Origin of the sequence: Halobacillus seohaensis (assembly GCF_042663045.1) — a bacterium.
Taxonomy (GTDB): domain Bacteria; phylum Bacillota; class Bacilli; order Bacillales; family Halobacillaceae; genus Halobacillus_A; species Halobacillus_A seohaensis.
This window is the reverse complement of record NZ_JBHSZV010000018.1, coordinates 17582-41998: the sequence shown is the minus strand read 5'-3', so window position 1 is coordinate 41998 and position 24417 is coordinate 17582. Positions and strand designations below refer to the sequence as shown.

Genomic DNA, 24417 nt, shown 5'->3' with positions numbered 1-24417 from the left:
CTCCTCCCAAGCGAGAAAAACTATAGTAAATGTTATCATACCAAAAACAGAACATACAACTAATTACCCTTACATTTGAAACGTTTGAACGAACCATCATAAATAATTGCATTACCCACCATACACTTCTGGTTTTAGGACACCGATATACGGTAAATTCCGATATTTTTCATTGTAGTCTAAACCATATCCAACCACGAACTCATCCGGAACTTCAAAACCAATTGTATCAGCTTTTATATGAGAGGTTCGCCCTTCAGGTTTATCCAAAAGCGTCACAATTTTAATGGATTTTGCTTTACGGTATTTAAACAAGTCCACTAAGTAGCTTAATGTCAAACCACTATCAATAATATCCTCAACAATGATGAGGTCTCTGCCTTCCACTTGCGTATCAAGGTCCTTTACAATTTTAACCTCGCCTGTGGATCTCATACCTCCGTCATAACTGGAAACATCCATAAAGTCCATTTCCAGGTGGGTCTCCACTCTTTTTAAAAGGTCTCCCATAAATGGCATAGCTCCTTTTAAAACACCAATAGCTAGAGGGAAACGACCTTCGTACTCTTCTGTTATTTGCGATCCAAGCTCCTTGCATTTCTCTTGAATTTCATCTTCAGAAATTAAGGTCTTCTCAATTTCGTTGTGCATGAAAGCTCCTCCTACGTTTCTCCATTATTTTCATATTGTAATCGAAGCCATGTACCAGAAGGGTCCCTAGTACACCCTTCACCTTTTTTCAACCCAATAAGCCATAGAATTCGACCATCACGATCAGTAACAAGTGGCCAAGTATCACGCAATCGCGCAGGTGTTTTAAGGTCGATAAAAATATCTTTTACCTTTTTCGACCCATTCATTCCTTTGATCATCATTCGATCTCCTGGTTGTCTATTACGTATGACAAGCGGTAGAGTTACGTGATGTGAATCACAAATGAACACATATTTCCCTTGCCCATCGAAGCTTTCCCCCAATTCTAAAGAGACCACTGAACCATCTGGAAGTGAAACTTGTTCTCCTATGTATAGTGTTTTGGTAAAGTTTGAACTCTCTTTATTTGCTTTAAAGGTGAACGTAATTTCATCATAAGCACGAATGACCTTCAAACCTCTTGGAAAGTTCAACATTGCATTAGGTTTTTGTTCCTGTAAAAGGTGAAAAAACATCTCTTCGTGTAAGTAAGAGATCTCCTCAATTTGATTACCATACAGATAGTTTAATATTAGATGAAAGGCCCTCCTTTGTAAAGCAAGGGGACAATTTTGAAAGGTGGTTTTAGAAAATTGCGTAAACCCACCCTCTTCCCCAGACATCTTCATGGTTTTTAGCACTTGTTTTGCTTGGTTTTCAATAAATTTTCGATCTTCTGTCACACGTTCACTCATTTGCTGCATGTGTTCATGAAATTTAGGGTTTACATCTTTTAAGAAGGGAAGGATATGCTTACGAAAATTATTACGAGTATAATCAGTTTGATCATTAGATGGATCAAACCTTGGATGGAGATGATGAGTAGAGCAATAACTCAAAAGCTCACCTTTGGTCAAGCAAAGGAACGGACGAATGATTTGCCCGTCAGAAAACGGACGTTTCACCGGCATTCCGTGGATAGCTTCAGGTAATGCACTTCTTGAAAACTGCATGAGCATGGTTTCTGCTTGATCATCTCCGTGATGGCCAAATGCCAGTTTATCTGCTTCAAATTCCTTCATCACCTGAGAGAAAAATTCATAACGCATTGTTCGTGCTGCTTCTTGTGTTCCCATGCCCGTCTGCTTTTTATACGCAGCTACATCCACTAAGGTTCCACGAAAATCTATATTCCATTGATCAGCCATAGATTCTACAAACACCATATCTTGGTGGGATGCTTCCCCTCTAAGTCCATGGTCCACAGAGGCTACAATAAGTTTTAATTGATATTCTTCTTTAATCCGACATAAGTAGTGAAGCAGAGCGAGTGAATCTGGGCCGCCCGACACGGCTACCACTATCGTTTGGTTAGGTTGGATTAAATCGTGTCTTTTCACAAATGCATTAACAGTTCCCAGCAACAACTCTCTCCCCCTCACATCTCCCCCCATAGTACCACTGCACATACTTATCCTGCAAAGCATTCACCTATAGCCATAAGTTCCACATGGAAATACCGTAAAAACTAAGGGAAATAAAACTCACTCCAAGCATTTCTCCCCACTCTGAAGAGTCTGTTTGAATTCCTTTTCTAACAGAAGGTTTAGTTGGCTGCACTCTTTTCATCAAAATGTGGCCTAGCGCTTCTTTCATTTCTGTTGCCGAATGATATCTCCCTTGCCAACAAGCCGATATTACCCTTTTGTAATCTGAAGGCAGATCCGCTTGCTTTAGCTTGTCCTGCAATGTCATTTTAGGGTCTTTTTTTGCTGTGAACCGTTGAGGGTATACGGTTTCTAACATAATCATAGTTACTGCAAACAAATCATAACTTGGTTCAGCTCGACGAGATCCGTATCCCCAATACCCTCGATCATAAAATTCTGTATACTCTTTAATAGCTCGCCCAATCCCTGTAACTCCACCTACATCAATCCATTGCACTTTTGAATCAGCTACTAGTAAGTTATCCGTCTTCAAGTCCCCGAAAACATAGCCCGCATTATGCAAATGCTCTAAATCACTTAACACCTGCATTGCTCCTATACCGACCCATTCTTTCTTCTTCCCTTTTAAAAATTCCGAGAAAGATTGACCGTTAATGTACTCCATTACATAAAAAGGATAGTTACTTCCTTCAGTAGGTAACCAGTCATCAACGTCAACAAAAGAAGGCCCAAGTTTCACCCCTTGGACCTTACTGAATTTCTTAAGCATATTTACTTCAAGCATAAGCCTAGAACTCTCAGTCCCTACTTTAAGCGCGTACTTCTCCCCATTTTTTTGACATAGATAAACAACCCCACAAGCTCCCTCTCCAAGTTTTTGAATGATGTGATAAGCATGATGGTTCCATTTTCCGCGAACAACAGTTCCTGACGTGAGATTAAAAACCGGTTTCTTCATAAGGATCTACCCTACCTTGTTCATCTTTTGCTATAGATTTTTTAGTAAATGCATAGAGAGCTTCCTTTAAGGCAGGCCCAGTTGGTGTATAACCCCCACTTGATAACTTAGAGAATAAACCATGCATAGCACTTAACTCTGTTGTCCAGGCCAGCCTTTCTTTAATTGTATGTTTGGGATCAGGAAAGGAATAAACACTAAATTGATTGGCCCCCGTTCGGGCATTTAAACTTAGTGACAAATCAGCAAGGGCTTCTTTAACAGTTGGGAGTTTATGATGCATACTCGCGCTGGAATCCACTAGTACTAGCACCTCTAACTGACACGTCTCCCCAAGATCATCAACAATCTCTACAACCTCTCCCCTTTGCTCAGGTGGCAGCTCTTCAATCGTCTTGCTTTCACCCAGAATATGTTGCAGTTCTTTATTCACAACTCCTTGAATCGTTTGGTTCATCGCTTGTTTGGTAACCATTTGTACCGTTTCCGATAAATTTTTTTGATATACAATTTGACTAACTCCTCCACCGGCTTCTGCGATGGATTCCACTTCCTTTAACCCTTGGGGCTCCCCTGCCTGTAGATCATCAAGAACTCCGATAACATTGACAGTTACCCCTTGATTCCTAGCTAATGCAGCAACCGCAATAGGATCCTCCCCATAGTTCGAACACCCATCTGTTAATAATAAAATTTGTTTTAAACGTCCTGCTTTCATCGATGTTCCCTCCTCATTCGTTATGACCATTTTCGCCAATACCGAAGAGGAATATACGTAAAACTAGGCTTGTTTTTTCTGAACAGGAATAGCTGACCATTCTGGAATAAAATGATCAATTCGAGCAACGAGAACTGTCATATCATCATCAATATCTCCTGACTTTGTACGAATCACTTCATCTAACAGAATGTCCGCAACAGCTTGTGGGTCCGTTTCTTCAATTTCCCTGATTTTACGCTTTAACCAGAGTTCCACATTTTCTACATGTTTCTGCCCTTCTAAAATTCCGTCACTCACCATAATTAGTAAGTCACCAGCTTTTAACTGTTCACTAGTCGTGTCAACATCCACCTCAGGAATGATGCCCATCGGTAAATTGCCTGACTCAACAGAGAAAATTTGCCCTCCCCTTCTAATAAAACTTGGTGTGCTTCCAATTTTAATAAACTTCGAAGTTGCCAAATGAAGATCAATTATGGCTAAATCCAAAGTTGAAAATATTTCATCATTACTCCTCAATGAAAGAATTGAATTAATAGACTGAATTGCTACTGACTCTTTAATGCCAGATTGCAAGATTTGCTTTAATAAGCGTAACGTTTCTACACTTTCTTCATGGGCGCGTTCCCCATTGCCCATACCATCACTAATAGCTAATGCGAATTTCCCTCGCCCTAACTCCATCATTGAATAACTATCTCCGGATATAAACCCTCCTCCTTTTGCTGCATGCGCCACACCTGACTCGATCGTGTAATGTTTCGCTGATCCAAACGTTAATAAACAGCGCCCATTCGGATAAGGCGAAATATCCTCCAACGTAACCACAATCGCTTCTTGTAAGATATCAGATAATAATGGTGCAATTAATTTTTCTCCTTCCCCCCTATACTGATTAATTTCGATTACCACTTCTAAATCAATATTGCCAGCCTCCAATGTGTAAATTTCTAGTTTCGATACATTTAAACCTAACCGTTCTAGTGCTTCATGAATAATTTGTTCCTTATGCTCATGATGCTCTCGTTCCTTTACGATCTCCTCAGCAAAATTATGCATAACTTCAGACACGCCATGGAGTTGTTCCGCAACAAAACGACGACTCTCTTGGACTTGTTGCTTTAATTGTTTATTTGCATGATAAAACGATAGCTCATACTTCATCGTGTCAATCAATTTCTGTGATTTTACACAGTATTGATCAACATTTTTTCGCATCAACCTCCCTACCTCTTCTTTTTCATCGATCTCCACCATTAAATCCGTCATTAGGTTATGTGTTTCATCAAACTGATTAATCCAGCACTTTTCTTTTTTAAAACAAGCCTGACACGTCTTTTCCGTTACATTGCTTAAAAAATAATCCACTTCTTGCATACTATCCGTCTCTGGTTTTGTGCGGTCAATATGAAGGAAACTCTTGGACAAAGCCTCAAAAACATCTGAGAACTTACCGACACGAACAGCTGTCACATCCCTAACCTTTTGTAAATACTTCTGTTGCTCTTGACGATGCTCATCTGTCCCAGGGACAAAGCGTGATAACCTCTTGACCCAGCGATCTGGTGTCAAGAAGAACAGAATGATTGCGAGGAAAGAGGCCCACATCGTAGCAGACAAATCCCCCCCTGTATAAAACCCCATTAGAATGGTACTTACAAAAAGCCCTGTACTTACCCCAATTTTTTTACCTTCTTTTAATAAACCTCCTAATAAACCCGAAAAGGCAAGCAAACTCATTTGATAAAGATGGTCCACTTGTGAAAAGCTTAAAACAAGTCCAGTTACCACCCCCACAGTAGAACCAATAGCAGCTCCAGCTATATAAGCCAGTAAGATGACTAAATAACGAGCAAATACATCAACCATGGCCACTTCCTGAAACTCAAAGCCAACCATTCCTGTTAAAACGGAGGCTAGCAATATAATAAAACAAACAATTTCTTCATTCTTTAAGGTGGGATGATAACGTTGTGGTGATAAAAGCGGTAAGCTCTGCATAAAGATGAGAACAAGGATAAACGTTAGCACCCCCTCGGAAACCAGAAGAAAGATTTCGTATAACTGCCACCGATCCAGGAAAGCAAGACTAGCCGTACGAGGAATCATACTTGCAAGAGCAGCCATTACGGGTAACCAACGCTGCGGCTGACTTAAATGGTTTAATAACCCGTTTAGCACTAAGATTGAAGCTGCTGCCCCAACAATAAACCCCGCATGACCGTAACTATATGTAGAAGCTCCAATCGCCATCATCATGGTTGCAGGAATCATCAACGGACGTTTAAACCACCAAATCACAGCTAGAAAGGCAACCCCGAACGGCGCCATCGATGATAAAATAACAGCTCGTCCAAGCAATAAACTAAGCACCATATGAAATACACCTTTATTGGCCAAAAACGTAAACCCTGTTAATGCAACCTTCTCCATCTCCCGATTCAATGATGATCCTTTCCAAATTGCTTGTTGCCCAGCTCGTTTCATTACAGTACCCAACATTTTTTCACCACTCCTTTTAAGTTAGGTTTATTAAACCACACTAAAACTAATCATTTTGTCAAAAGAACAGAAGAGCAATAACAAAAACTTCGATTGTATTTTTACATTGTGAGGTTGATTCTACAAAATCAACCTCACCCCCTCCGTTTGTTATCCAAAATACCCAATTATCCCCTATCGAAATTAACAGAGTAATCTCACATTTTTATTTTGTATTGACACTTTTTTTTTGATAGTGTACTATATTTCTTGTGCCTTTGAAGACAATATGGCGGTGTAGCTCAGCTGGCTAGAGCGTACGGTTCATACCCGTGAGGTCGGGGGTTCGATCCCCTCCGCCGCTACTTTTAGTTTGAAGTGGTCTGCAGCAGATGTGATACGCTTAAGACAAGCACTGCGACCTGCTACATATTAGGCCCGTTGGTCAAGTGGTTAAGACACCGCCCTTTCACGGCGGTATCACGGGTTCGAATCCCGTACGGGTCATCTACTTAAAAAGATCTGCTTTCTCATTAGAGAAAGCAGATCTTTTTTTTAGTACCATATATTATTTCAAAATTAAAATTTGGTTCTCTGTCAAATGTGGGGGTGGGGATGATCTCCAACAACCTTTTGATTTAGCTGCTTTCGCATAGTTTGTTGCTTATGCCACCACACTCGCTTTCCGCGGGTGACCCGTGAGGCCTGTTCTGCGGGTTCTCACTTTGGCCACTGTTCCCACAGGAGTCTACGTGTATTCAGGCTGCTTGTTAGATGGTTTCCTCAAACATTTATCTATCCAAAACAACAATGTTTCAAATCCTAAGTATCTCAGGATAATATAAAAAAACGCACCTTATGCGGCAGGTGTACTGGGCTTAGGTGAAGTGAGACGTGAAGTTCAGCGAGAGGTGGATAAACCGACACACATCCAAGATGAATCGTAGTAAGAAGAAATTATTATGAAAATCCAGCTATACGTTATCAGACGAACAAAAAAAGAGGTTCGGTGCCTTACTGGTGATTGACCCGTTCCTGGAAGAGGCTTATCAACAGAAAGACCGACTCGATCAAGCATGACCACCCCATTCATTAAAGAGCCAATTTTCTTTTCACCTTAATTATATAAATTAAAACTAAAATAACTAATTTTAGAGACAAAAAAACAGACCTGCCGAAGCAAGTCTGTTTCTATATAAATATGCATCTTTTACTCATTGTCCTAGACAGCAAGCTATCCTCTTTTAGCACCCCGACCTCCGCGTTTGGTCTCGGTTTGCTTCTTCAATGTTGCTAAGCGTTCGTCGCTATCCTTTAGAAATGTACTCATCTTTTGTTCGAATGACTCTGCTGGCTTACGAGGTTTCTTAGGCGCACGACGACCATAATTTTCTTTTGCCTTTTTGATAGATAAGCCAATCTTACCATCATCTCCGACATTAATAACCTTAACGTCTACTTGGTCACCTTGGCTAAGGTGTTCATTAATGTCTTTTACATAGTTATCGGCAACTTCACTAATGTGGACCAAACCAGTCTTCCCCTCAGGAAGCTCAACAAATGCTCCGAAATTAGTGATCCCAGTTACCTTACCTTGTAGCTTGCTGCCTACTTCAATTGACATAAAAAAAATGCTCCTCCTTAGATTTCGATAAAAATATCCTTCTTACCTATTATATATAAGCTATGAAAAGTGTGTCAATAAGAAGGTTCATTATTTGGCATTTTAAATATAATTTCTCCATCTCTAGAGAAGAAATAATCCGATCTTGCAATTTGCAGAACATACTCTTCATTGTTTAGCAAATCAATCTCTTCTTTCAAATGCTTCTCTTCTTTTTCTAATGAATCCATTTTAGTTTGCAACTGCTGATACTCTTCCACTTTCTCTGCATGTAACACCCGCTGTTGGACATGATAGAAAACCATAGAACCTGCGACAATTATCATTAAAAGGCTAAATAGCAGGATCCGGCGCATCAAGCGTTTTTTCTTTCTGGAGTGACGTTCCATATGGGCGTCGTAATCATTCATGTATGTAGAATCCATGCGAGCAACCGACGATTTCTTTTCCATTTGCGTTAGCCCCCTTTAATAAAGGTACAATCCTAATGTCTTCGTAGATGTCAAAACCAACCTGAACCGCTATTCCTTATCTTTCCCATTCCATCTATTACTAATACTATTCTTTATTGTAACGCAAAACCCTCCTATTTTGTGTAAGTAATTTTTCGTATTTATCGGTAAGAGCTTCCAAACGATACGAAAAACAAACAAAATTGGGGAGAATATGACAAGAAACACTATATATATACCCTTGTATAAAAGGCGATAAACCCAAAATATGATATTTTTCGCCAGGATCACCAAGGTTATAATTGGCCACAAAATAAATATATTAAAAAGACGCCTAATAAAACGCAAAATGGTTAACGTTACGCGGATCCAAAATTCCAACCATTTATTATAGCCCGTTTGGAATAATGCTCGATAAGCTGCATACCCACATAGAACAGCGATAAATATATAGAACCTTATTTCCCCATAGTTTACCGTGTATAGTATAAAAAAAAGAAAAGCAGCCTGAGCGATCCAAAAGGCAGACTGCCAGATAAACTCCAACCAACTTTTCTTGTTTCGCATATGAAACAAACGTTCAAAGGTGTCAACAGCTGCCCCAATATAAACACCGCCCGCTACCATAGACATCATCGTCATAAATTGGGTCGTTAGTGTCATTTGAACAGCTTGCTAAATAAACCTTTAGCCTTATCCCCATGGTTTTCATCCAAGTATGTCATCTCAAATACTCGTCCTTTAATCGCTACTTCTCCTTCATCCACATTTAAATTCTTCATTTGCAAATTCTCTCCACGAATCACGAGATAGCCCATACTCGTTTGCAGTAGAAATTCTTCACTATCAAAACTATCTACTTCTTTAACACCAGATATTTCTAGGTTTCTGCGATTCCATACTTTCACATTATGATCAACCTGTTGATTCTGATGACTGCGACCACTTAAATTCTTTTCGAAACCATCCATTTTCACAGCCTCCTTCTCTAGTACAAGCTATGAAAAGAACGACTAAATTAGAACGCCTTGGAAAAGAAACACAACTATCATTACTAAGCAAAATTAAAACCATACATAAAAACAAGGCTTAGAGATAAAATTCCTCTAAGCCTTGTTAACTGTGATTTTAGAATGAATCGTAGCGCCGACAATCTTGGAAATCTGTCTCATTCCCCTGTGATTTAACATTTGCACCTCACAAGTGAACCCGTTACAAAGATTGAAGTGGTTTTTACGATTATTTGTTGACAGCTTCTTCATTTTTTATTTCATAAAGAGTAAGTGCTTCGTCCTTTTTCACATTTTCTCTTAAAGATTTCACTTCAATAGTTAAAATCTTTTGACCAAACTGGATCGTTAACTCATCTCCGACGGCTACTTTAGTAGCTGCTTTACTTGGAGTTCCGTTAATGTTTATTCTTCCCTGATCTGCTATTTCTTTTGCTAATGTACGTCGTTTAATCAACCTGGAAATTTTTAAAAACTTATCTAATCGCATCTTTCATTTTCCCCCTTCTCAAGTTTTGCATGGACCCACAACTGTTCCAATTCTTCTAATGAATAGTCAGCAAGTCTAAGATCGCGTTTAGATGCTTGTGATTCCATCGATGAAAATCTATTTCTAAACTTTTGATTCGTTCGTTGCAGAGATGTTTCTGCGTTAATTTTATAATGGCGGGCTAAGTTCACAATTGCAAATAACCAGTCTCCAAATTCTTTCTCCATTTCTACAACGTCATTCGCACGTTCAGCTTCTATAAATTCCTGCCATTCTTCTTCTACCTTCGCTTGTACTAATTCGACATCGTCCCAATCAAATCCTACTTTAGAAGCTTTCTTTTGTAAATCTTCTGCCTGAAGCAATGCCGGGAAGCTTGTCGGCACTCCGTCTAGTAACGAATCTGGAGTGCTACCTTTTTCTTGCTTCTTAATCTCATCCCAATTCGTTACAACTTCCTCCGAATTTTCAACCTTCACCTGACCAAACACATGGGGATGTCGACGAATCATTTTATCCGTCACCGCTTGAATGACATCATTTACATTAAAAAACCCATCATCTTCCCCAATTTGACTGTGAAGCATTACTTGAAGCAATACGTCACCTAATTCCTCTACCATATGCTCATCATCCATACCATTAACCGCATCGATGAATTCATATGCTTCTTCAACCAAATACTTTCTTAACGATTCATGGGTTTGCTTTTGATCCCACGGGCAACCCCCAGGACCGCGAAGCTTAGCAATCACTTCTCTCAAGCGGAAAAACTGATGGTTGAGCTTCTCTTTTTCAACAGGTGCCACATAGACACTCGTCAAATTATTAACTTCAACCGAACGATCTAACTCCTCTAATGGAATAGCAATAAGCCTCTCCTCAGAACTTCCCGCAGCAGTAACCACTGTTACCTCATGATCAGCTGATAAATCCTCAAGCAGTGCCAGCTTGACCTCTGACGCCACCATAGAATCATACACCTGAGAGAAAACAATATGATTTTGCAATTGAAGTTGATTTCTTTCAAAAGAAGTAGCATCTATAAATTGAAAACCCTCAATTGGATCAATCTGAAGTGTTGTGAATAAAGCATCTAAATAACTTTGTCCACCATTAACAACCACATTAGCATCCTTTCGTTCAAGCAACAATTGAACCGTACGCTCCGCAAGCATCGGATGACCTGGGACGACATAAATGACATCCTGTTCACGAGCAATGGCTAACAACTCACCAACAATTGCTTCATACACATCTTCAAACTGATCGTATTTCCTATATGTTTGATCAAAGCTTTCAAATGACAACCCTTCTTTTTGTAGCCCTTGTATAACCGGATGATCCAATGTTCGTGCATAAATAGGACCTGATACCTCTCGCAACTGTCTATAAACACCCAGAGACAGTTGATTAAGTTCACCAGCCCCTAGCCCAAGAATTGTAATTGTATTCATACTCGCCTTCCTCTCGGTAATAATTTAATTAGCCATTCTCCAAAAGGGAGCAGCTCTAGTTCTTTTTTATAAAATGCCCCTAAGCGAATAAGTAGGTAAAGATAAATGGCTGCTCCAAACGCTATGATTATCAGAACATAAACTAATAAAGCGAGCCGATGTTCAATATCGATCATTAACGCTTCCACAGTGACTAAAAACCCTACCATGCCAACAATCGAGGCTCCTGTAGCACACCAAGGGAGCCGCTTCCATTCTTTGAGTGAAAAGTCCCTATGTAAAAGGAGAAGGTGACAGCATACAACAAATGCTACAGTTACAACAGATGAGGCCGCTGCTCCGTACACTTCAAACTTTGGAATCCACCATATATTCAACCCCCACTTTATCAAAACAGCAATAAGAATGACTATTGCCGTATGAACCACTCTTCCAAGTCCTTGAAGAACCGAAGAGATGGTTATGGCAAGTGAGCTAAACAAAATCACGAGCATAAACAGACGCAAGAAATTCGACCCTTCAGTATCTTGAAAAAATAACTCATTAACTAATGGAAACAGTGTAATTAAACCCGCTGCTGCTCCAATAGCCAAAAGAAAACAATATTTCACAGCACCAAAGATGTAACGGTGAACTTGGTCAGGCTCTTTTTCTTTTCTTTTCTGTGTAACTGAAGGAATTAGGGCTAGAGCAAGAGAAGAAGCAATGACCGTTCCCAACTGTATAAGCGGTTGTCCACGATCAAACACTCCTTTCGCAACTTTTGCCTCACCCCCAAGAAAACCAGCTTCCATTAAATTAGGGACAAGTGTAAGCGAGTCTACCAGTTGTAATAGAAGCAATAACATATAGTTTAAGCAAATGAATAGACCATAAAAAAAGATGGTCTTTGCAAAAGAAATAGAAGCCATATTTGATGATGTGACATGGGCTCTCGGATGACGTACCCACAATATCCATAAAACTATAGCTGAGGCCCCTGTCCCTAAAATAGAAGAAAGAGCTCCACCTACTCCAACATCGTATATATCACCTATACGAGTCACGTAAATAGCTGTCCCAATAATGACAACAACCCGGACGAATTGTTCTACCACTTGTGAAATCGCAGTTGGTTCCATTATTCCCGAACCTTGAAAAACTCCGCGAATAAGAGAGGGGAATGGGAGGAAAAGAAACACAAAAAACGCGGCCTGCAAAGAAGAAGTTAATTGCTCATCTCCCATTATGGCTGCCAAGTGATCTGCCTGTGTATACCCAGCTACGAAAATCAATCCACAAATTAAGAGTAGCCAGGCAAAAGCAGGTATGTAAAAGGATCTTATTGATAGTTGAACACCTTGTTCATCTAAATCAGAAACAAGTTTAGAAATAGCTACAGGGAAACCATATAACGAAAGCATAATAGCCATCCCTAAAATTGGATAAACTTGCTGATATATATAGAAACCGACATCTCCAGAAATATTTTGTAAAGGGATCCGATACCCTGCACTTAATACTTTACCAATTAACCCTGATAATGTAAGCAGGAAGGCCCCTTTTAGTAATCGGTGAGACGCGTGTAAATGATCCATGGTCTACCCTTTCCATCTAATATATTGAGTGGCCTACATTATAGCATAACAAAATAAGCCAGATCTCGTAGTAGACCTGGCCTAATTTCTATTCCATTTGCTTTGCTAGAAATTGAGCAGCTGTGTGAACTGCTTTAACAGAAGACTCATCAATAGGAGATCCTTCTTTATTAAATGCAACAACACAACCAATAGGATCACCTTGAGTAATGATAGGATAAATAATATAAGAAATGACGTCCTCTTCTTGATCGCGGACAAACTCTACTGGTTGCGAATGTTTATCAGACTCTGGGGCTCGCTTCTCCATCACTTGCTCAATGATATTTCCAATTTGGCGGTCTAAATACGCTTTTTTCGACTCGCCGGCCACAGCGATAAACTCGTCACGATCACAAATGAGTACAGCTGCCTCAAGAGACTCATGGAGAGCCTCGGCATATTCCTTAGCAAAATCCCCTAGCTCATTGATAGGAGAGTATTTTTTTAAAATAACCTCTCCCTCCCGATCAACGAAAATCTCTAAGGGATCACCTTCCCTAATGCGTAACGTTCGGCGAATTTCTTTTGGTATAACAACCCTACCTAGATCATCAATACGTCGTACAATTCCAGTGGCTTTCATTCTTGTGTCCTCCTTTTCTATGGTGGCCCATCTTTGAATATCTTGTTTGAACCGCATTCAGAGTAATCAAGTGATAAATATAGTATGATACACCAGAAAAAACCTATGCATAAAATTTAAAAGTGGTCACATGCATAATTTCAAAAAAGGAATAGCATCTGGTTCCTTCGTTAGAAATAGAGAAAAGGAGGCTGGGGAACGATTCGCTTTCCGCGGACTGACTAGATGCTTCACTCTAATGGTGCATCAGGTTTCTTAAGTTTCTCATCAATGCTTTTCCCAGTAGTCTTCCTGCCATCAGAACATGAAATATTCTACACCTATGATGTGAGTCTACAACCCACAAGGCGTAGCCAGAAATGATAAAAAAGAGGTATGCGAATTCAATTACGAATTTGCATACCTCTCTAGGCTGTGATTTTTTATTGTTGTTCTCTGAAACTGAATTGCTTAAGCACTTGTCGCTTCTCTTGATAACTCAGGAAGTCGCTCCAAAAACTCTTCAACAACATCATACCGTTTTAACTCAGATTTCCGATCCCAAGTAAAGGTGATCTTTAAATTATGATCTTCCGTACCTAGCTGAATCATTCGATCATATTCATTCGCAAACTCAAATAGCTTGGCACCATCGATTTGCTGACTTCGCTCTGACTCCATCAACATCACAATTTTTTTCTTTTTCTCAGAAATAGACTCTATGCGTGCTTGTTTTGCGTAATGTTTGATTGATGATGCTCTAAATAAATTCTCTACCTCTTCTGGGTAATCACCGAAGCGGTCAATAATTTCATCTCGTAGATCATGAATATCTTCAACGGATTCAATGGCTTGAAATTGTTTGTACATATCAATTTTTTGTTTTTCATCTGAAATATAGTCTTCAGGGATATAGGCGTCCATATTCAAGTCAAGTTCGGTTTGGAAGGGCTGTACAGCTTCTGGCTCTTTACCCTGTCGTTTCGCTTCAATTGCATCCTTAAGCATTTGAGAGTACATATCGAAACCAACGGAATCTATGAATCCATGCTGCTGAGCACCTAAGAGATTTCCCGCTCCCCTTATAGAAAGGTCACGCATGGCAATTTTAAAACCAGAACCAAGCTCGGTAAATTCTTTAATTGCTTGTAATCGTTTTTCAGCAACCTCGGTTAACACTTTATCTTTTTGGTATGTGAAATAAGCATAGGCGACACGATTAGATCGCCCTACTCTTCCCCTTAGCTGATAAAGCTGACTAAGGCCCATTCGATCAGCATCATAGACGATAAGCGTGTTGACATTCGGAATGTCCACACCTGTTTCAATTATTGTTGTACTGACTAGCACATCATACTCTCCTTCTAAGAAAGAAAACATAACATTCTCAAGCTCTGTTTCATTCATTTGCCCATGAGCAAAAGCGACTCTTGCTTCAGGCACAAGGGCTGAAATTTCTTGAGCCATCCTTTCGATGTTCTCCACACGATTAAATAAGAAAAAGACTTGCCCACCTCGAGCCATTTCCCTTTCGACAGCTTCCCTCATAAATACAGGATTGTACTCAAGGACATAGGTTTGGATAGGAAACCTATTTTCAGGCGGGGTTTCTATTACAGATAAATCGCGAACACCAAGCATCGACATATGAAGTGTTCTTGGAATCGGTGTGGCTGTCAGTGTTAACACGTCAACGTTAGCCTTTAGCTGCTTGATTTTTTCTTTATGTTTTACACCAAATCGTTGTTCTTCATCTACAATCAAAAGTCCCAAATCTTTAAAATGAATATCTTTAGATAATATACGATGAGTGCCTACTACAATATCAGTAAGGCCTTTTCTTAGACGATCAGTTGTTTCTTTTTGTTGCTTTTTGGTTCGAAACCGACTAAGTAAGCCAATATTAACACCAAAATCTTGGAACCGTTCCTGCAACGTTTCAAAATGTTGTTGGGCTAGAATAGTTGTCGGAACGAGCAGAGCTACTTGCTTACCACTCTCTACTGCTTTAAACGCCGCACGTATAGCCACTTCAGTCTTTCCGTAACCAACGTCACCGCAAAGAAGCCGATCCATCGGTCGAATCCTCTGCATATCTTCTTTGATCTCAACAATACAACGTACTTGATCTTCCGTTTCTTCATAAGAGAAAGCTCCTTCAAAATCACGCTGCATTTCTCCATCTTCAGCAAATGCATGGCCTTTTGATGCTTCCCTTTCAGCATAGAGTTGGATTAAGTCGTCCGCAATGTCTTCAACAGAGGACTGGACTCTACTTTTAACTTTGGCCCACTCACTGCCCCCTAGTTTATAAACCTTAGGCTCTTTACCTTCTGAACTGACATACTTTTGAATTAAATCAATTTGGTCAATGGGAACGAATAGCTTGTCGTTTCCGGAGTACTTCAGCATTAAAAAGTCTTTATGACTGTCGCCCATTTTCAATGTTTCAATGCCAATATACTTTCCAATTCCATGGTTGGCATGAACAACGTAGTCGCCTACTTTAAGTTCTTGGTAATCCTTAATTCGTTCAGCATTGGTCATTTTTTGTCGACGTTTTGGTTTTGCCGTACGTTTTTTAAATAACTCATTTTCTGTAAGTACAGCAACTTTATGCATCGGCCACTCAAACCCACTGCTAATATTCCCTTTAATAATAGTAGGCATTGTCACAGGTAGCTTTAGAGGTTCTTTAGACACTACCGCTTCCATTTCATAATCTAATAACACCGAATGAATTTTATCAGCCCTGGAGTCGTCTGGAGCAAGAATAACGACACTGTATCCTTGTTTTAACCAGCGATCCATTTCATTCTTCAGCAAATTCATTTGACCATGAAATTGCTGCATTTGTCGACTTGATATATTGACCACATTTTGTGGTTGTGTATTAGGGATATGGCGCATAAATACGGATAAATATAGTTTTGTTTGTTTCATATTTGCCCAAGTATCATGCCAGTCAAAGGAAATACGTAAGTCCCGGACCATTTGGTTAACTTCAAGTAAGCTGTTATACCATTCGGCCTCTTCCTGGTCGAGACGTACGGCCGTTTCTTGTATACGGCTCATTTCATCAAGAACTACTAACCCATTCTCCGGTAGATAATCTAGCAAACTTACAGGGTGCTCGTAATAATATCCGATATATTTATACATTTCTTGAAATCGTTCACGATGATGTAAGCGAGTAATGTCATGTTCGATGTGGGAATTCAGTGTTTCTTTCGCTTCATTCTTCGTAAGCTTTTGCAAGGAATGACTTAAAGCCCCCTCGAGCCTTTGAGCCACCCTTGTAAAATCTTCATCTGTTAAAAGCATTTCTGATGCAGGTCCCACTTCAATATGTTCAAATTTACTATGGGAGCGTTGCGTCTCTGAATCAAACGTACGTATAGAGTCGACCTCAGTATCAAATAACTCTATTCGATACGGGTATTCTGTAGTTAATGGATAAACATCAATAATGCCTCCACGAACAGAAAATTCACCAGGGCTAGAAACCATATCTGTTCGTTCATACCCCATACTGACAAATCGTTCTAAGTACTGACTTAAATCAATTTCTTCCCCAACACGAAAAGGGAGCTTATAGTGCTCCCAATAATCTTTAGGTGGCATAATTCTTTTAAGAGCAGCAACTGGAGCAATTAAAATTCCAGAATCTTGATTGAGCCATTTGCTAAGTGCATCAATTCGCTGGCTACGAAGCTCTGGGCTTGCGACTGCAATTTCTGATGCAATCAGTTCATTCACCGGGTAGAGGTGAACTTGTTCATCGTCTGCCATTTCTACCATATCATCATAAATCTGCTGGGCTTGTATCAGTTGGTGCGTTACGACTAAAACAGGTCGTTGTAATGATTCGTGTAGTAACGACACCATTAAGCTCCTAGAAGCTCCTGATAACCCAGCAATCATTTGTTCCTTCATTCCTGATTGAAAACCATCAATCACTGACTTTACATCATCTTGAGGATATAGATAATCTTTAATACCTTGCATAATATACTCCTCCGCAACCATGAAAGCTCTTAAGAGGAGCTATTCTGGTTTAATGAATAAAAAAATCCACCTCATGATAATGAGGGTTTTGCTCGAGAGATTGTTCACATGAGTCACAGATCGTCCTGATATTTAAATTTCCTTCGTGATCATACGTAATCATTTCTCTCTGGTCATCCGGGGTTAAACACTCTAAGCCAAGTTCAGAAACTTCGACCTGATTTCGATCCAGTTTTCCGACTTGGCCCTGACAATGCCGACACTTATAAAGAATCTTCATACATACACTCTCCTTATTAGCAGTACATGTATTCATTATTCCCGGCATAACTAAAGCTTATACGGCTTTTCACTTAACGTTAAATTCATTCATAACTTCATTAAAAGGCTGATCTAGCCATGCTTCACACGCTTTTACCGATTGAGCTATACTTTCTTCAACCGGCCCTAATTGTTCCTTATCAAAACTGCCAAGTACGTAATCAACTACAGACATCGGAACAGAGGGACGTCCTACTCCTACACGCAATCTTTTGAACTCCTTTGATCCTAACTGGTCAATGATGCTGCGAATCCCATTATGACCTCCATGTCCACCTTTTTTCCGCAGACGAATTCTGCCTGGTGGTAAGTCTAGATCATCGTAAATAACTAAAACATCTTCTTCATCTATTTCATAATAATCCATGAATAAGCGAAGAGAATTCCCCGACAAGTTCATATATGTTTGGGGCTTAAGTAACAAAACTTTCTCCCCGCCTATATGCTCTATTGTATATAATCCTTTGAACTTTTCTTGGGTTACATTCCAGTGATTTTGCTTCGCTAATTCATCGATAATCACAAACCCTATATTATGACGAGTCTTTTCATATTTTTTCCCTGGATTTCCCAGACCAACAATACACTTCATCACTATAACTTCCTTTTTATAAGCTCATTTCCTATTCATTTCAGGTTAATTATCCATACATTAAGATAATCCATCTTATTAATTCAATGGTACTGAAAAAAACTTCACTAAAAGAGGATGTTCAAAAAGTCACCAAAAGATAAGCGGTGCATCTCTTCGTTGGATCGTTCTTCGGTCCTCATGTAGGAAAAGTCTACACTCTGGTCCTCAGAAACTTCGCCGCCTTGACCAGTTTGATTCTAATTTGGCATCTTTTTGAACACGCACTAAAAGAAGTTTCACTTTTATTATAACAAATGTATGACAAGAAATATGTCAAAATGAAGGATACCAAAAAAAAGAGCGCAACCCTTGGCTACGCCCCTCTTTTGACATTTATGATACTATTTGTCAGAATCCTCACCGGTTTTCTTCTCTCCGATGACTTCTGGTTCTGCATCAGCGTTATCAGTATCCGGCTCTTCAGGCATTTCTTCTGGTGGAGTTACAGATACAATCGTTGTATTCTCATCTTCAGTAATCTCATACTTACGAGAATCTTTAAGGTCACTCACCATGATGCTGTCTCCAATATTCAGTTCAGATATATCAAGTGTAATCTCTTCTGGAATATCAGCAGGTTTCGCACGTACACCAAGGTCATGTAATGGCTGTTGAACGACTCCGCCTTCTTTCGAACCGACTGCTTCACCTTCAAGACGAACTGGAACTTCAACGTCCATTTCTTGAGACATATTTACAATGTAAAAGTCTGCATGAATAAGCTCGTCCTTTACAGGATCGATTTGATACTCATGTAACATAACGTTTACAGTTGAACCACCATCAACATCTAGAGAAATGATTGCGTTTTTTCCTTCATCACGTACTGTTTTTAAAAGTTCAATACTATTTACAGAGACGTTTATAGGATCTTTGTCTTTACCATATACAACTCCAGGTACATTGCCTTCCGTACGCAATTCCCGAGTTACTGACTGTTTAAGGTTTTTTCTTTGATTTGCTTTTAATGTAATTGTCAAAATAATCTCCTCCAGTAAATTAACCATTCATATATTCTAATTCCCTATTATAACAGAAATTAAACATTCACGTAAAAATATTATACTTAATCAAACAAAATGCTTACGGATTGACGCTCATGCACTCGAACAATAGCTTCACTAATTAGCGGAGCTACCGAAAGTTGAGTGATTTTGTCAATCGATTTGTCCTCACCTAATGGAATAGTATTAGTCACTACTAATTCTTCAATCTTAGAGTTTTCAATCCGATCAAGAGCTGGTCCAGAAAGAACAGGGTGTGTACAACAAGCATACACGTTTTTGGCGCCACTTTCTACTAAAGCATTAGCTGCTAACGTAATGGTACCTGCTGTATCAATAATATCATCAATCATTATCGCTGTTTTCCCTTCAACATTACCAACAATGTTCATCACTTCCGCAACGTTAGGTTTCGGTCGGCGTTTATCAATGATAGCTATTGGGGCTTTTAATCGATCAGCCATCTTACGCGCTCTAGTCACACCGCCATGATCTGGTGACACGATGACAACATCATCAAAATTCTTCGTATTAAAGTAGTCAGAAAGAATAGGAACACCTAACAAATGGTCGATTGGCATATCGAAGAATCCCTGAATTTGTGGGGCATGAAGGTCCAACATAATTACCCGGGATGCACCAGCGGTTTCAAGTAAATTAGCAATAAGCTTAGCAGTGATCGGTTCACGAGCCCGCGCTTTACGATCTTGTCTTGCATACCCGTAATAAGGCATTACGATGTTAATTGTACTAGCAGAGGCACGTTTCAATGCATCAATCATAATTAACAATTCCATTAGATGCTGGTTTACGGGGGCACACGTAGATTGAACCACATAAACGTCACAACCCCGTATACTTTCATCAATGTTAATTTGAATTTCGCCATCACTAAAACTTGTTACTGTACATTTTCCCAGTTCTGTCCCAATATTCTCAGCAATTTCTTTTGCAAGCTCGGGGTTGGAATTGAGGGAGAATACTTTCAATGCTGAATCCTTGTATCCAGTTGCCATGGATTTGAACCCTCCGTTAGTCTTTTTTATTCGATTGGAATTTACTAGCGTAACCTTCTTTATTGGTTTGACGAGATCGAGCAATCGACAAAGCCTCAGCTGGAACATCTTTGTTGATCGTAGAGCCTGCTGCAACATATGCACCTTTTCCTACTGTCACAGGGGCCACTAAATTTGAATTGCATCCAATAAATGCGTCATCTTCGATCGTTGTCATGTATTTATTGTGGCCATCATAGTTCACTGTAATTGTACCACAACCAATGTTCACACCGCTTCCTACATCGGCATCACCAATGTAACTTAAGTGTGATGCTTTACTACCCTCACCAAATGTAGCCTTCTTCACTTCTACAAAATTACCAATTTTTACATCATTGCCTAATGAAGAATCAGGACGTATATGAGCAAATGGACCAATTTGAACGCCGGATCCAATTAAACTGTTTGTCGCTACACTTTGCTTAACCACAGTTCCTGGTCCAATATGGCAATCTGTGATTGTAGAATGTGGTCCAACAGTTACATCATTTTCGATCAATGTTTTGCCATCAACAATAGATCCAGGATAGATGGTTACATCTTGTCCAATCGAAACGTCAGGACCGATGTATGTGTTATCCGAATCGATTATAGAAACTCCGTTGCGCATATGAGCTTCGTTAATACGCTTTTTCATAAGTTTCTCTGCTTTCGACAATGCCACACGATCATTTACTCCTAAGGACTCTGAGAAATCAGTCGTTTGATAAGCACTTACAGTTTCACCTTGGTTTTGCAATATTTGAATGACATCAGGTAAGTAATATTCACCTTGCACGTTGTCATTAGATACATTTTGTAAGGCTTCGAATAAGAATTTATTATCAAAACAATAAGTACCTGTATTAATTTCTTGTACAGCTTGCTCATCTTTAGAGGCATCTTTTTGTTCAACAATACGTTCAACCTCACCATTACCACCGCGAATGACACGTCCATATCCGGTTGGGTCTTCTGCATGTGCTGTCAAGATAGTAGCTTTCGCTTCTGTTTGAATATGATGCTCCACCATATTCTGTAACGTACTTTCTGTTAACAATGGAGTATCCCCACAAGCTACAATGGTGACACCTTCTTTATCAGCCAAAATGTTATCCGCTTGCTGAACAGCATGCCCTGTCCCTAACTGTTCCTCTTGCACAACATAGTGACTATCTTTTCCGAGCTGGTCTTGGACTGTTTCAGCACCAAAACCTACGACAGTAATCAATTCGTCTAAATCAAGTTTATTTAACTGATCAACCACATGTTGCACCATAGGTTTCCCGCAAACAGGGTGTAAAACTTTATAAAGTTTTGACTTCATTCGAGTACCTTGGCCAGCAGCTAATACAACAGCATATTTTTGGGTCATGAAGAAACCTCCATCCTAATTATCCATTATGAATAATATCTTAAAATAGGCTTAATTTCAACAGACATCCCTTATCAAATCGAAACCTGTTTTAGATATGAAAGCAATAAACATGAGGGAAAGAGTTGAATAAGAGACCAGCTACAAATATTCGTTACATCATGAGTTGATCCAGATAAATGTTCCATAAAAAAGAAGCCAGACCTTTATTGAAGGTCAGACTTCCTTTTTTCATGCTTTGTTTAAGAAGCACCTGCTTCTTCATACTCAACTTCTGCTTCTCCTGCACTATGATATTCGGCAAGAACAGCATCTTGAATCTTTCCACGCGTACCAGAATTAATTGGATGTGCGATGTCACGGAATTCCCCGTCAGGAGTACGCTTACTTGGCATAGCTACAAATAGTCCGTTGTTACCATCAATCACCCTAATGTCATGGACAACAAACTCCTGATCCAAGGTAATAGAAGCAATTGCTCGCATTCTTCCTTCGGTATTTACGCGTCGCAGTCTTACGTCAGTTACTTCCATTAAAGTTCACCACCTTTTCCCAAAAAGAACTTACTAAAATAATTCCACAAACATATAGAAAATCCTGCCTATATTCTGAAAAAATTTATTTATTAATAAAATTTAGTTTTATAAGACTATTACATCAACGTCCATAACTAATTTTCCTATGGGTATTTTATTTCAATCGAGTTGAAAAATTACCTGGATGAACTTCTATCTTAGAATGACGATCGTCAACATTCATGATTTGAACAAGAGATACATGGTCATCAACCACTCGATCTTCTTCTTCATCTTCTGCTTCTGCTAAAACTCCAATTCCGGCGACTTCTGCATTAAATTCTTTAAGTAAACTCTTCATACCATTGATTGAGCCGCCAGCCTTCATGAAGTCATCAATGATACACACTTTTGACCCTTCGGCCAATGACCGTTTTGTAAGAACCATTGTTTGAATTTTTCTTGTTGACCCTGATACATAATTGATACTTACGGTAGATCCTTCTGTGATTTTCGGATCACGCCTCACAATAACTACAGGAACATTCAAATATGAAGCGACCGCATAAGCTAAGGGAATACCTTTTGTCGCAACTGTCATAACCGCATCAATTTCTTTTCCTGCAAAGGCAGATGCTAGCAAACGTCCAATATTCCTTATCGTATCAGGTTCCCCTAACAAATCACTCATAAATAGGTATCCACCTGGCAATAGGCGTTCTGGGTCCTCTAAGCGCTCACATAACTCTTGAACAAATTGTTCACTATAGCTTTCTGAAAAAGCAGGCAAGTACTTAATACCACCGGCAGCTCCAGAAACTGTTTCTAAATAACCGATTCCTTCATGTTGAAACATTTTATTTATAATCCCTAAATCTTCACTGATTGAAGATTTAGCCGCTTCATATTTCTCTGATAAAAAGGGTAAAGAAATTAATTCACGGGGACGATCCAAAACATAGTAGGTCATAGCAACTAGTCGTTCACTTCTTTTCATGAAAAGACACCCCAAAATCCGAATATTAATAATAAATATATCAGATTTGTACGGATTTTAGCAAGTTTTTTCTCGACATCCTAACATTCTTACGAGATGAACTTCTGGGCAAAATCCCTTTAAGCTGTTGTAAATTCGATGAAGCTTTGCTTCTTGACCTACTAAAGCGAATACTGTCGGGCCGCTTCCACTCATAAGCACAGCGTCTGCTCCAGCTTGACGCATCTTCTCCTTGATTTGTTCAACTTCAGGATGAAGCTTGGTTGTAACACCTTCTAATGTATTAGATACTTGCGAACAGATCCCTTTAAAGTCCTTTTCGTTTAATGCAGTTATCATTGCCTCCGTATTCGGATGATCTGCTTTATTTATGTTCAACTTTTGATACACTACTTCCGTTGAAACACCAATTGCTGGTTTTGCTAAAACGACCCAACAAGGAGGTGGTGATGGAAGTTCTTGGATTTTTTCACCCCGGCCTTTTGCTAATGCAGTACCTCCATAAACACAGAAGGGGACGTCTGAACCGATTCTTGATCCAAGTTCGGCTAATTCTTCTAAACTTGCACGAAGACCCCATAGTCTATTCAAACCACGTAAGACCGCTGCCGCATCACTACTGCCACCTGCTAGCCCCGCAGCTACAGGGATATTTTTTTCAATGAAAATCTTTACACCAGCTTTGACTTGAAAATGTTCCTTCATTACCTTTGCTGCCCGATAAGCTAAATTACGTTCATCATTAGGTACAAAACGGCTTTCTGACTCTATACGAATCGTATTATTCGATAACTTGGTTAATTCAATGCGGTCGGCAAGATCGACCGTCGTCATCACCATTTCTACCTCATGGAATCCATCGTTTCGTTTATGTAAAACATCTAGAGACAAATTAATTTTGGCCGGCGCCTTCTCTAATACAACCACATTAACACCCCCTCTTCAGTAAATCTTCTTCAAGCATTGTACCATAAAACAGCGTTATATGGAGGGATTGCTAAAGAGGTTAACTTTAATCTAATGTGTCAATGACATTTGGAATATGATATCACTAGTTGAATAAACTTA

Annotated in this window: 22 protein-coding genes and 2 tRNA genes; 2 read left to right on the top strand and 22 right to left on the bottom strand. The window is 39.5% G+C overall.

Annotated elements, in window-relative coordinates; all coding sequences use genetic code 11:
• Positions 1 to 111 precede the first annotated feature (111 nt).
• The 5 genes from hpt to spoIIE all read right to left on the bottom strand — a co-directional run bounded on the left by hpt (position 112) and on the right by spoIIE (position 6265).
• The gene (gene hpt / locus ACFQIC_RS07955; RefSeq protein WP_204711289.1) at positions 112 to 651 is read right to left on the bottom strand and encodes a hypoxanthine phosphoribosyltransferase; all 540 of its coding nucleotides are present in this window, start codon (positions 649 to 651) and stop codon (positions 112 to 114) included.
• 11 nt (positions 652 to 662) lie between these two features.
• Positions 663 to 2060: a tRNA lysidine(34) synthetase TilS gene (gene tilS, locus ACFQIC_RS07950; protein ID WP_390217029.1), complete on the bottom strand. Its 1398-nt coding sequence runs from the start codon at positions 2058 to 2060 to the stop codon at positions 663 to 665.
• 64 nt (positions 2061 to 2124) lie between these two features.
• A complete protein-coding gene (locus tag ACFQIC_RS07945; RefSeq protein ID WP_204711290.1) occupies positions 2125 to 3042 on the bottom strand; it encodes a serine/threonine protein kinase in 918 nt (305 codons plus the stop codon).
• Positions 3023 to 3760: a VWA domain-containing protein gene (locus tag ACFQIC_RS07940; RefSeq protein WP_390217028.1), complete on the bottom strand. Its 738-nt coding sequence runs from the start codon at positions 3758 to 3760 to the stop codon at positions 3023 to 3025. The genes ACFQIC_RS07945 and ACFQIC_RS07940 overlap by 20 nt, the downstream gene beginning before the upstream one ends.
• A gap of 63 nt (positions 3761 to 3823) precedes the next feature.
• The gene (gene spoIIE / locus ACFQIC_RS07935) at positions 3824 to 6265 is read right to left on the bottom strand and encodes a stage II sporulation protein E (protein WP_204711292.1); all 2442 of its coding nucleotides are present in this window, start codon (positions 6263 to 6265) and stop codon (positions 3824 to 3826) included.
• Positions 6266 to 6535: 270 nt separating this feature from the next.
• Here spoIIE and ACFQIC_RS07930 point away from each other — a divergent pair.
• Together ACFQIC_RS07930 and ACFQIC_RS07925 are read left to right on the top strand one after the other, a co-directional pair.
• Positions 6536 to 6609, top strand: a tRNA-Met gene (locus ACFQIC_RS07930).
• A gap of 70 nt (positions 6610 to 6679) precedes the next feature.
• A tRNA-Glu gene (locus ACFQIC_RS07925) sits at positions 6680 to 6751 on the top strand.
• Between the two features lie 727 nt (positions 6752 to 7478).
• Here the strand turns inward: ACFQIC_RS07925 and ACFQIC_RS07920 are convergent.
• From ACFQIC_RS07920 to ispE, 17 genes are all read right to left on the bottom strand, one after another.
• Entirely contained in the window at positions 7479 to 7868 is a 390-nt protein-coding gene (locus ACFQIC_RS07920) for a S1 domain-containing RNA-binding protein (RefSeq protein WP_204711293.1), read from the bottom strand.
• A 74-nt stretch (positions 7869 to 7942) separates the two neighbouring features.
• A complete protein-coding gene (locus ACFQIC_RS07915; RefSeq protein WP_204711294.1) occupies positions 7943 to 8320 on the bottom strand; it encodes an FtsB family cell division protein in 378 nt (125 codons plus the stop codon).
• Positions 8321 to 8389: 69 nt separating this feature from the next.
• A complete protein-coding gene (yabQ, locus tag ACFQIC_RS07910; protein ID WP_204711295.1) occupies positions 8390 to 8983 on the bottom strand; it encodes a spore cortex biosynthesis protein YabQ in 594 nt (197 codons plus the stop codon).
• A complete protein-coding gene (gene yabP / locus ACFQIC_RS07905; protein ID WP_204711297.1) occupies positions 8980 to 9291 on the bottom strand; it encodes a sporulation protein YabP in 312 nt (103 codons plus the stop codon). The genes yabQ and yabP overlap by 4 nt, the downstream gene beginning before the upstream one ends.
• Before the next feature lie 268 nt (positions 9292 to 9559).
• Positions 9560 to 9820 carry an RNA-binding S4 domain-containing protein gene (locus ACFQIC_RS07900; RefSeq protein WP_204711299.1) on the bottom strand — a complete coding sequence of 87 codons (261 nt, stop codon included), beginning with the start codon at positions 9818 to 9820 and terminating at the stop codon, positions 9560 to 9562.
• Positions 9811 to 11277 (bottom strand): bifunctional methyltransferase/pyrophosphohydrolase YabN, encoded by a 1467-nt coding sequence (gene yabN / locus ACFQIC_RS07895; RefSeq protein WP_204711301.1) that lies wholly within the window; start codon positions 11275 to 11277, stop codon positions 9811 to 9813. The genes ACFQIC_RS07900 and yabN overlap by 10 nt, the downstream gene beginning before the upstream one ends.
• Positions 11274 to 12854, bottom strand: coding sequence for a putative polysaccharide biosynthesis protein (locus ACFQIC_RS07890; RefSeq protein ID WP_204711303.1), 1581 nt, complete (start codon positions 12852 to 12854; stop codon positions 11274 to 11276). Before ACFQIC_RS07890 ends, yabN begins: the two co-directional genes overlap by 4 nt.
• Positions 12855 to 12942: 88 nt before the next feature.
• Complete coding sequence (gene spoVT / locus ACFQIC_RS07885; RefSeq protein ID WP_204711305.1) at positions 12943 to 13479, bottom strand: stage V sporulation protein T; 537 nt, start codon at positions 13477 to 13479, stop codon at positions 12943 to 12945.
• 450 nt (positions 13480 to 13929) lie between these two features.
• On the bottom strand, positions 13930 to 17466 hold the full coding sequence (mfd, locus tag ACFQIC_RS07880) for a transcription-repair coupling factor (protein ID WP_204711307.1): 3537 nt from the start codon (positions 17464 to 17466) through the stop codon (positions 13930 to 13932).
• A 49-nt stretch (positions 17467 to 17515) separates the two neighbouring features.
• Complete coding sequence (locus ACFQIC_RS07875) at positions 17516 to 17746, bottom strand: anti-sigma-F factor Fin (RefSeq protein ID WP_204711309.1); 231 nt, start codon at positions 17744 to 17746, stop codon at positions 17516 to 17518.
• A 69-nt stretch (positions 17747 to 17815) separates the two neighbouring features.
• On the bottom strand, positions 17816 to 18379 hold the full coding sequence (gene pth / locus ACFQIC_RS07870) for an aminoacyl-tRNA hydrolase (RefSeq protein WP_204711311.1): 564 nt from the start codon (positions 18377 to 18379) through the stop codon (positions 17816 to 17818).
• A gap of 383 nt (positions 18380 to 18762) precedes the next feature.
• Positions 18763 to 19401: a 50S ribosomal protein L25/general stress protein Ctc gene (locus tag ACFQIC_RS07865; RefSeq protein WP_204711312.1), complete on the bottom strand. Its 639-nt coding sequence runs from the start codon at positions 19399 to 19401 to the stop codon at positions 18763 to 18765.
• Between the two features lie 86 nt (positions 19402 to 19487).
• On the bottom strand, positions 19488 to 20441 hold the full coding sequence (locus ACFQIC_RS07860; protein ID WP_204711313.1) for a ribose-phosphate diphosphokinase: 954 nt from the start codon (positions 20439 to 20441) through the stop codon (positions 19488 to 19490).
• Positions 20442 to 20457: 16 nt separating this feature from the next.
• On the bottom strand, positions 20458 to 21837 hold the full coding sequence (gene glmU / locus ACFQIC_RS07855) for a bifunctional UDP-N-acetylglucosamine diphosphorylase/glucosamine-1-phosphate N-acetyltransferase GlmU (protein WP_204711314.1): 1380 nt from the start codon (positions 21835 to 21837) through the stop codon (positions 20458 to 20460).
• Positions 21838 to 22079: 242 nt separating this feature from the next.
• On the bottom strand, positions 22080 to 22370 hold the full coding sequence (gene spoVG / locus ACFQIC_RS07850; protein ID WP_204711317.1) for a septation regulator SpoVG: 291 nt from the start codon (positions 22368 to 22370) through the stop codon (positions 22080 to 22082).
• Between the two features lie 157 nt (positions 22371 to 22527).
• A complete protein-coding gene (gene purR, locus ACFQIC_RS07845) occupies positions 22528 to 23349 on the bottom strand; it encodes a pur operon repressor (RefSeq protein WP_204711318.1) in 822 nt (273 codons plus the stop codon).
• Between the two features lie 57 nt (positions 23350 to 23406).
• The gene (gene ispE, locus ACFQIC_RS07840; protein ID WP_204711319.1) at positions 23407 to 24276 is read right to left on the bottom strand and encodes a 4-(cytidine 5'-diphospho)-2-C-methyl-D-erythritol kinase; all 870 of its coding nucleotides are present in this window, start codon (positions 24274 to 24276) and stop codon (positions 23407 to 23409) included.
• Positions 24277 to 24417 lie beyond the last annotated feature (141 nt).

Bases quoted from the DNA above. Each gene is read 5' to 3' on its own strand.
- hpt (WP_204711289.1), bottom strand. From the start codon at position 651: ATGCACAACGAAATTGAGAAGACCTTAATTTCTGAAGATGAAATTCAA.
- ACFQIC_RS07945 (WP_204711290.1), bottom strand. From the start codon at position 3,042: ATGAAGAAACCGGTTTTTAATCTCACGTCAGGAACTGTTGTTCGCGGA.
- ACFQIC_RS07940 (WP_390217028.1), bottom strand. From the start codon at position 3,760: ATGAAAGCAGGACGTTTAAAACAAATTTTATTATTAACAGATGGGTGT.
- spoIIE (WP_204711292.1), bottom strand. From the start codon at position 6,265: ATGTTGGGTACTGTAATGAAACGAGCTGGGCAACAAGCAATTTGGAAA.
- ACFQIC_RS07920 (WP_204711293.1), bottom strand. From the start codon at position 7,868: ATGTCAATTGAAGTAGGCAGCAAGCTACAAGGTAAGGTAACTGGGATC.
- ACFQIC_RS07915 (WP_204711294.1), bottom strand. From the start codon at position 8,320: ATGGAAAAGAAATCGTCGGTTGCTCGCATGGATTCTACATACATGAAT.
- yabQ (WP_204711295.1), bottom strand. From the start codon at position 8,983: ATGACACTAACGACCCAATTTATGACGATGATGTCTATGGTAGCGGGC.
- yabP (WP_204711297.1), bottom strand. From the start codon at position 9,291: ATGGATGGTTTCGAAAAGAATTTAAGTGGTCGCAGTCATCAGAATCAA.
- ACFQIC_RS07900 (WP_204711299.1), bottom strand. From the start codon at position 9,820: ATGCGATTAGATAAGTTTTTAAAAATTTCCAGGTTGATTAAACGACGT.
- yabN (WP_204711301.1), bottom strand. From the start codon at position 11,277: ATGAATACAATTACAATTCTTGGGCTAGGGGCTGGTGAACTTAATCAA.
- ACFQIC_RS07890 (WP_204711303.1), bottom strand. From the start codon at position 12,854: ATGGATCATTTACACGCGTCTCACCGATTACTAAAAGGGGCCTTCCTG.
- spoVT (WP_204711305.1), bottom strand. From the start codon at position 13,479: ATGAAAGCCACTGGAATTGTACGACGTATTGATGATCTAGGTAGGGTT.
- mfd (WP_204711307.1), bottom strand. From the start codon at position 17,466: ATGCAAGGTATTAAAGATTATCTATATCCTCAAGATGATGTAAAGTCA.
- ACFQIC_RS07875 (WP_204711309.1), bottom strand. From the start codon at position 17,746: ATGAAGATTCTTTATAAGTGTCGGCATTGTCAGGGCCAAGTCGGAAAA.
- pth (WP_204711311.1), bottom strand. From the start codon at position 18,379: ATGAAGTGTATTGTTGGTCTGGGAAATCCAGGGAAAAAATATGAAAAG.
- ACFQIC_RS07860 (WP_204711313.1), bottom strand. From the start codon at position 20,441: ATGGCAACTGGATACAAGGATTCAGCATTGAAAGTATTCTCCCTCAAT.
- glmU (WP_204711314.1), bottom strand. From the start codon at position 21,837: ATGACCCAAAAATATGCTGTTGTATTAGCTGCTGGCCAAGGTACTCGA.
- spoVG (WP_204711317.1), bottom strand. From the start codon at position 22,370: ATGGAAGTAACTGACGTAAGACTGCGACGCGTAAATACCGAAGGAAGA.
- purR (WP_204711318.1), bottom strand. From the start codon at position 23,349: ATGAAAAGAAGTGAACGACTAGTTGCTATGACCTACTATGTTTTGGAT.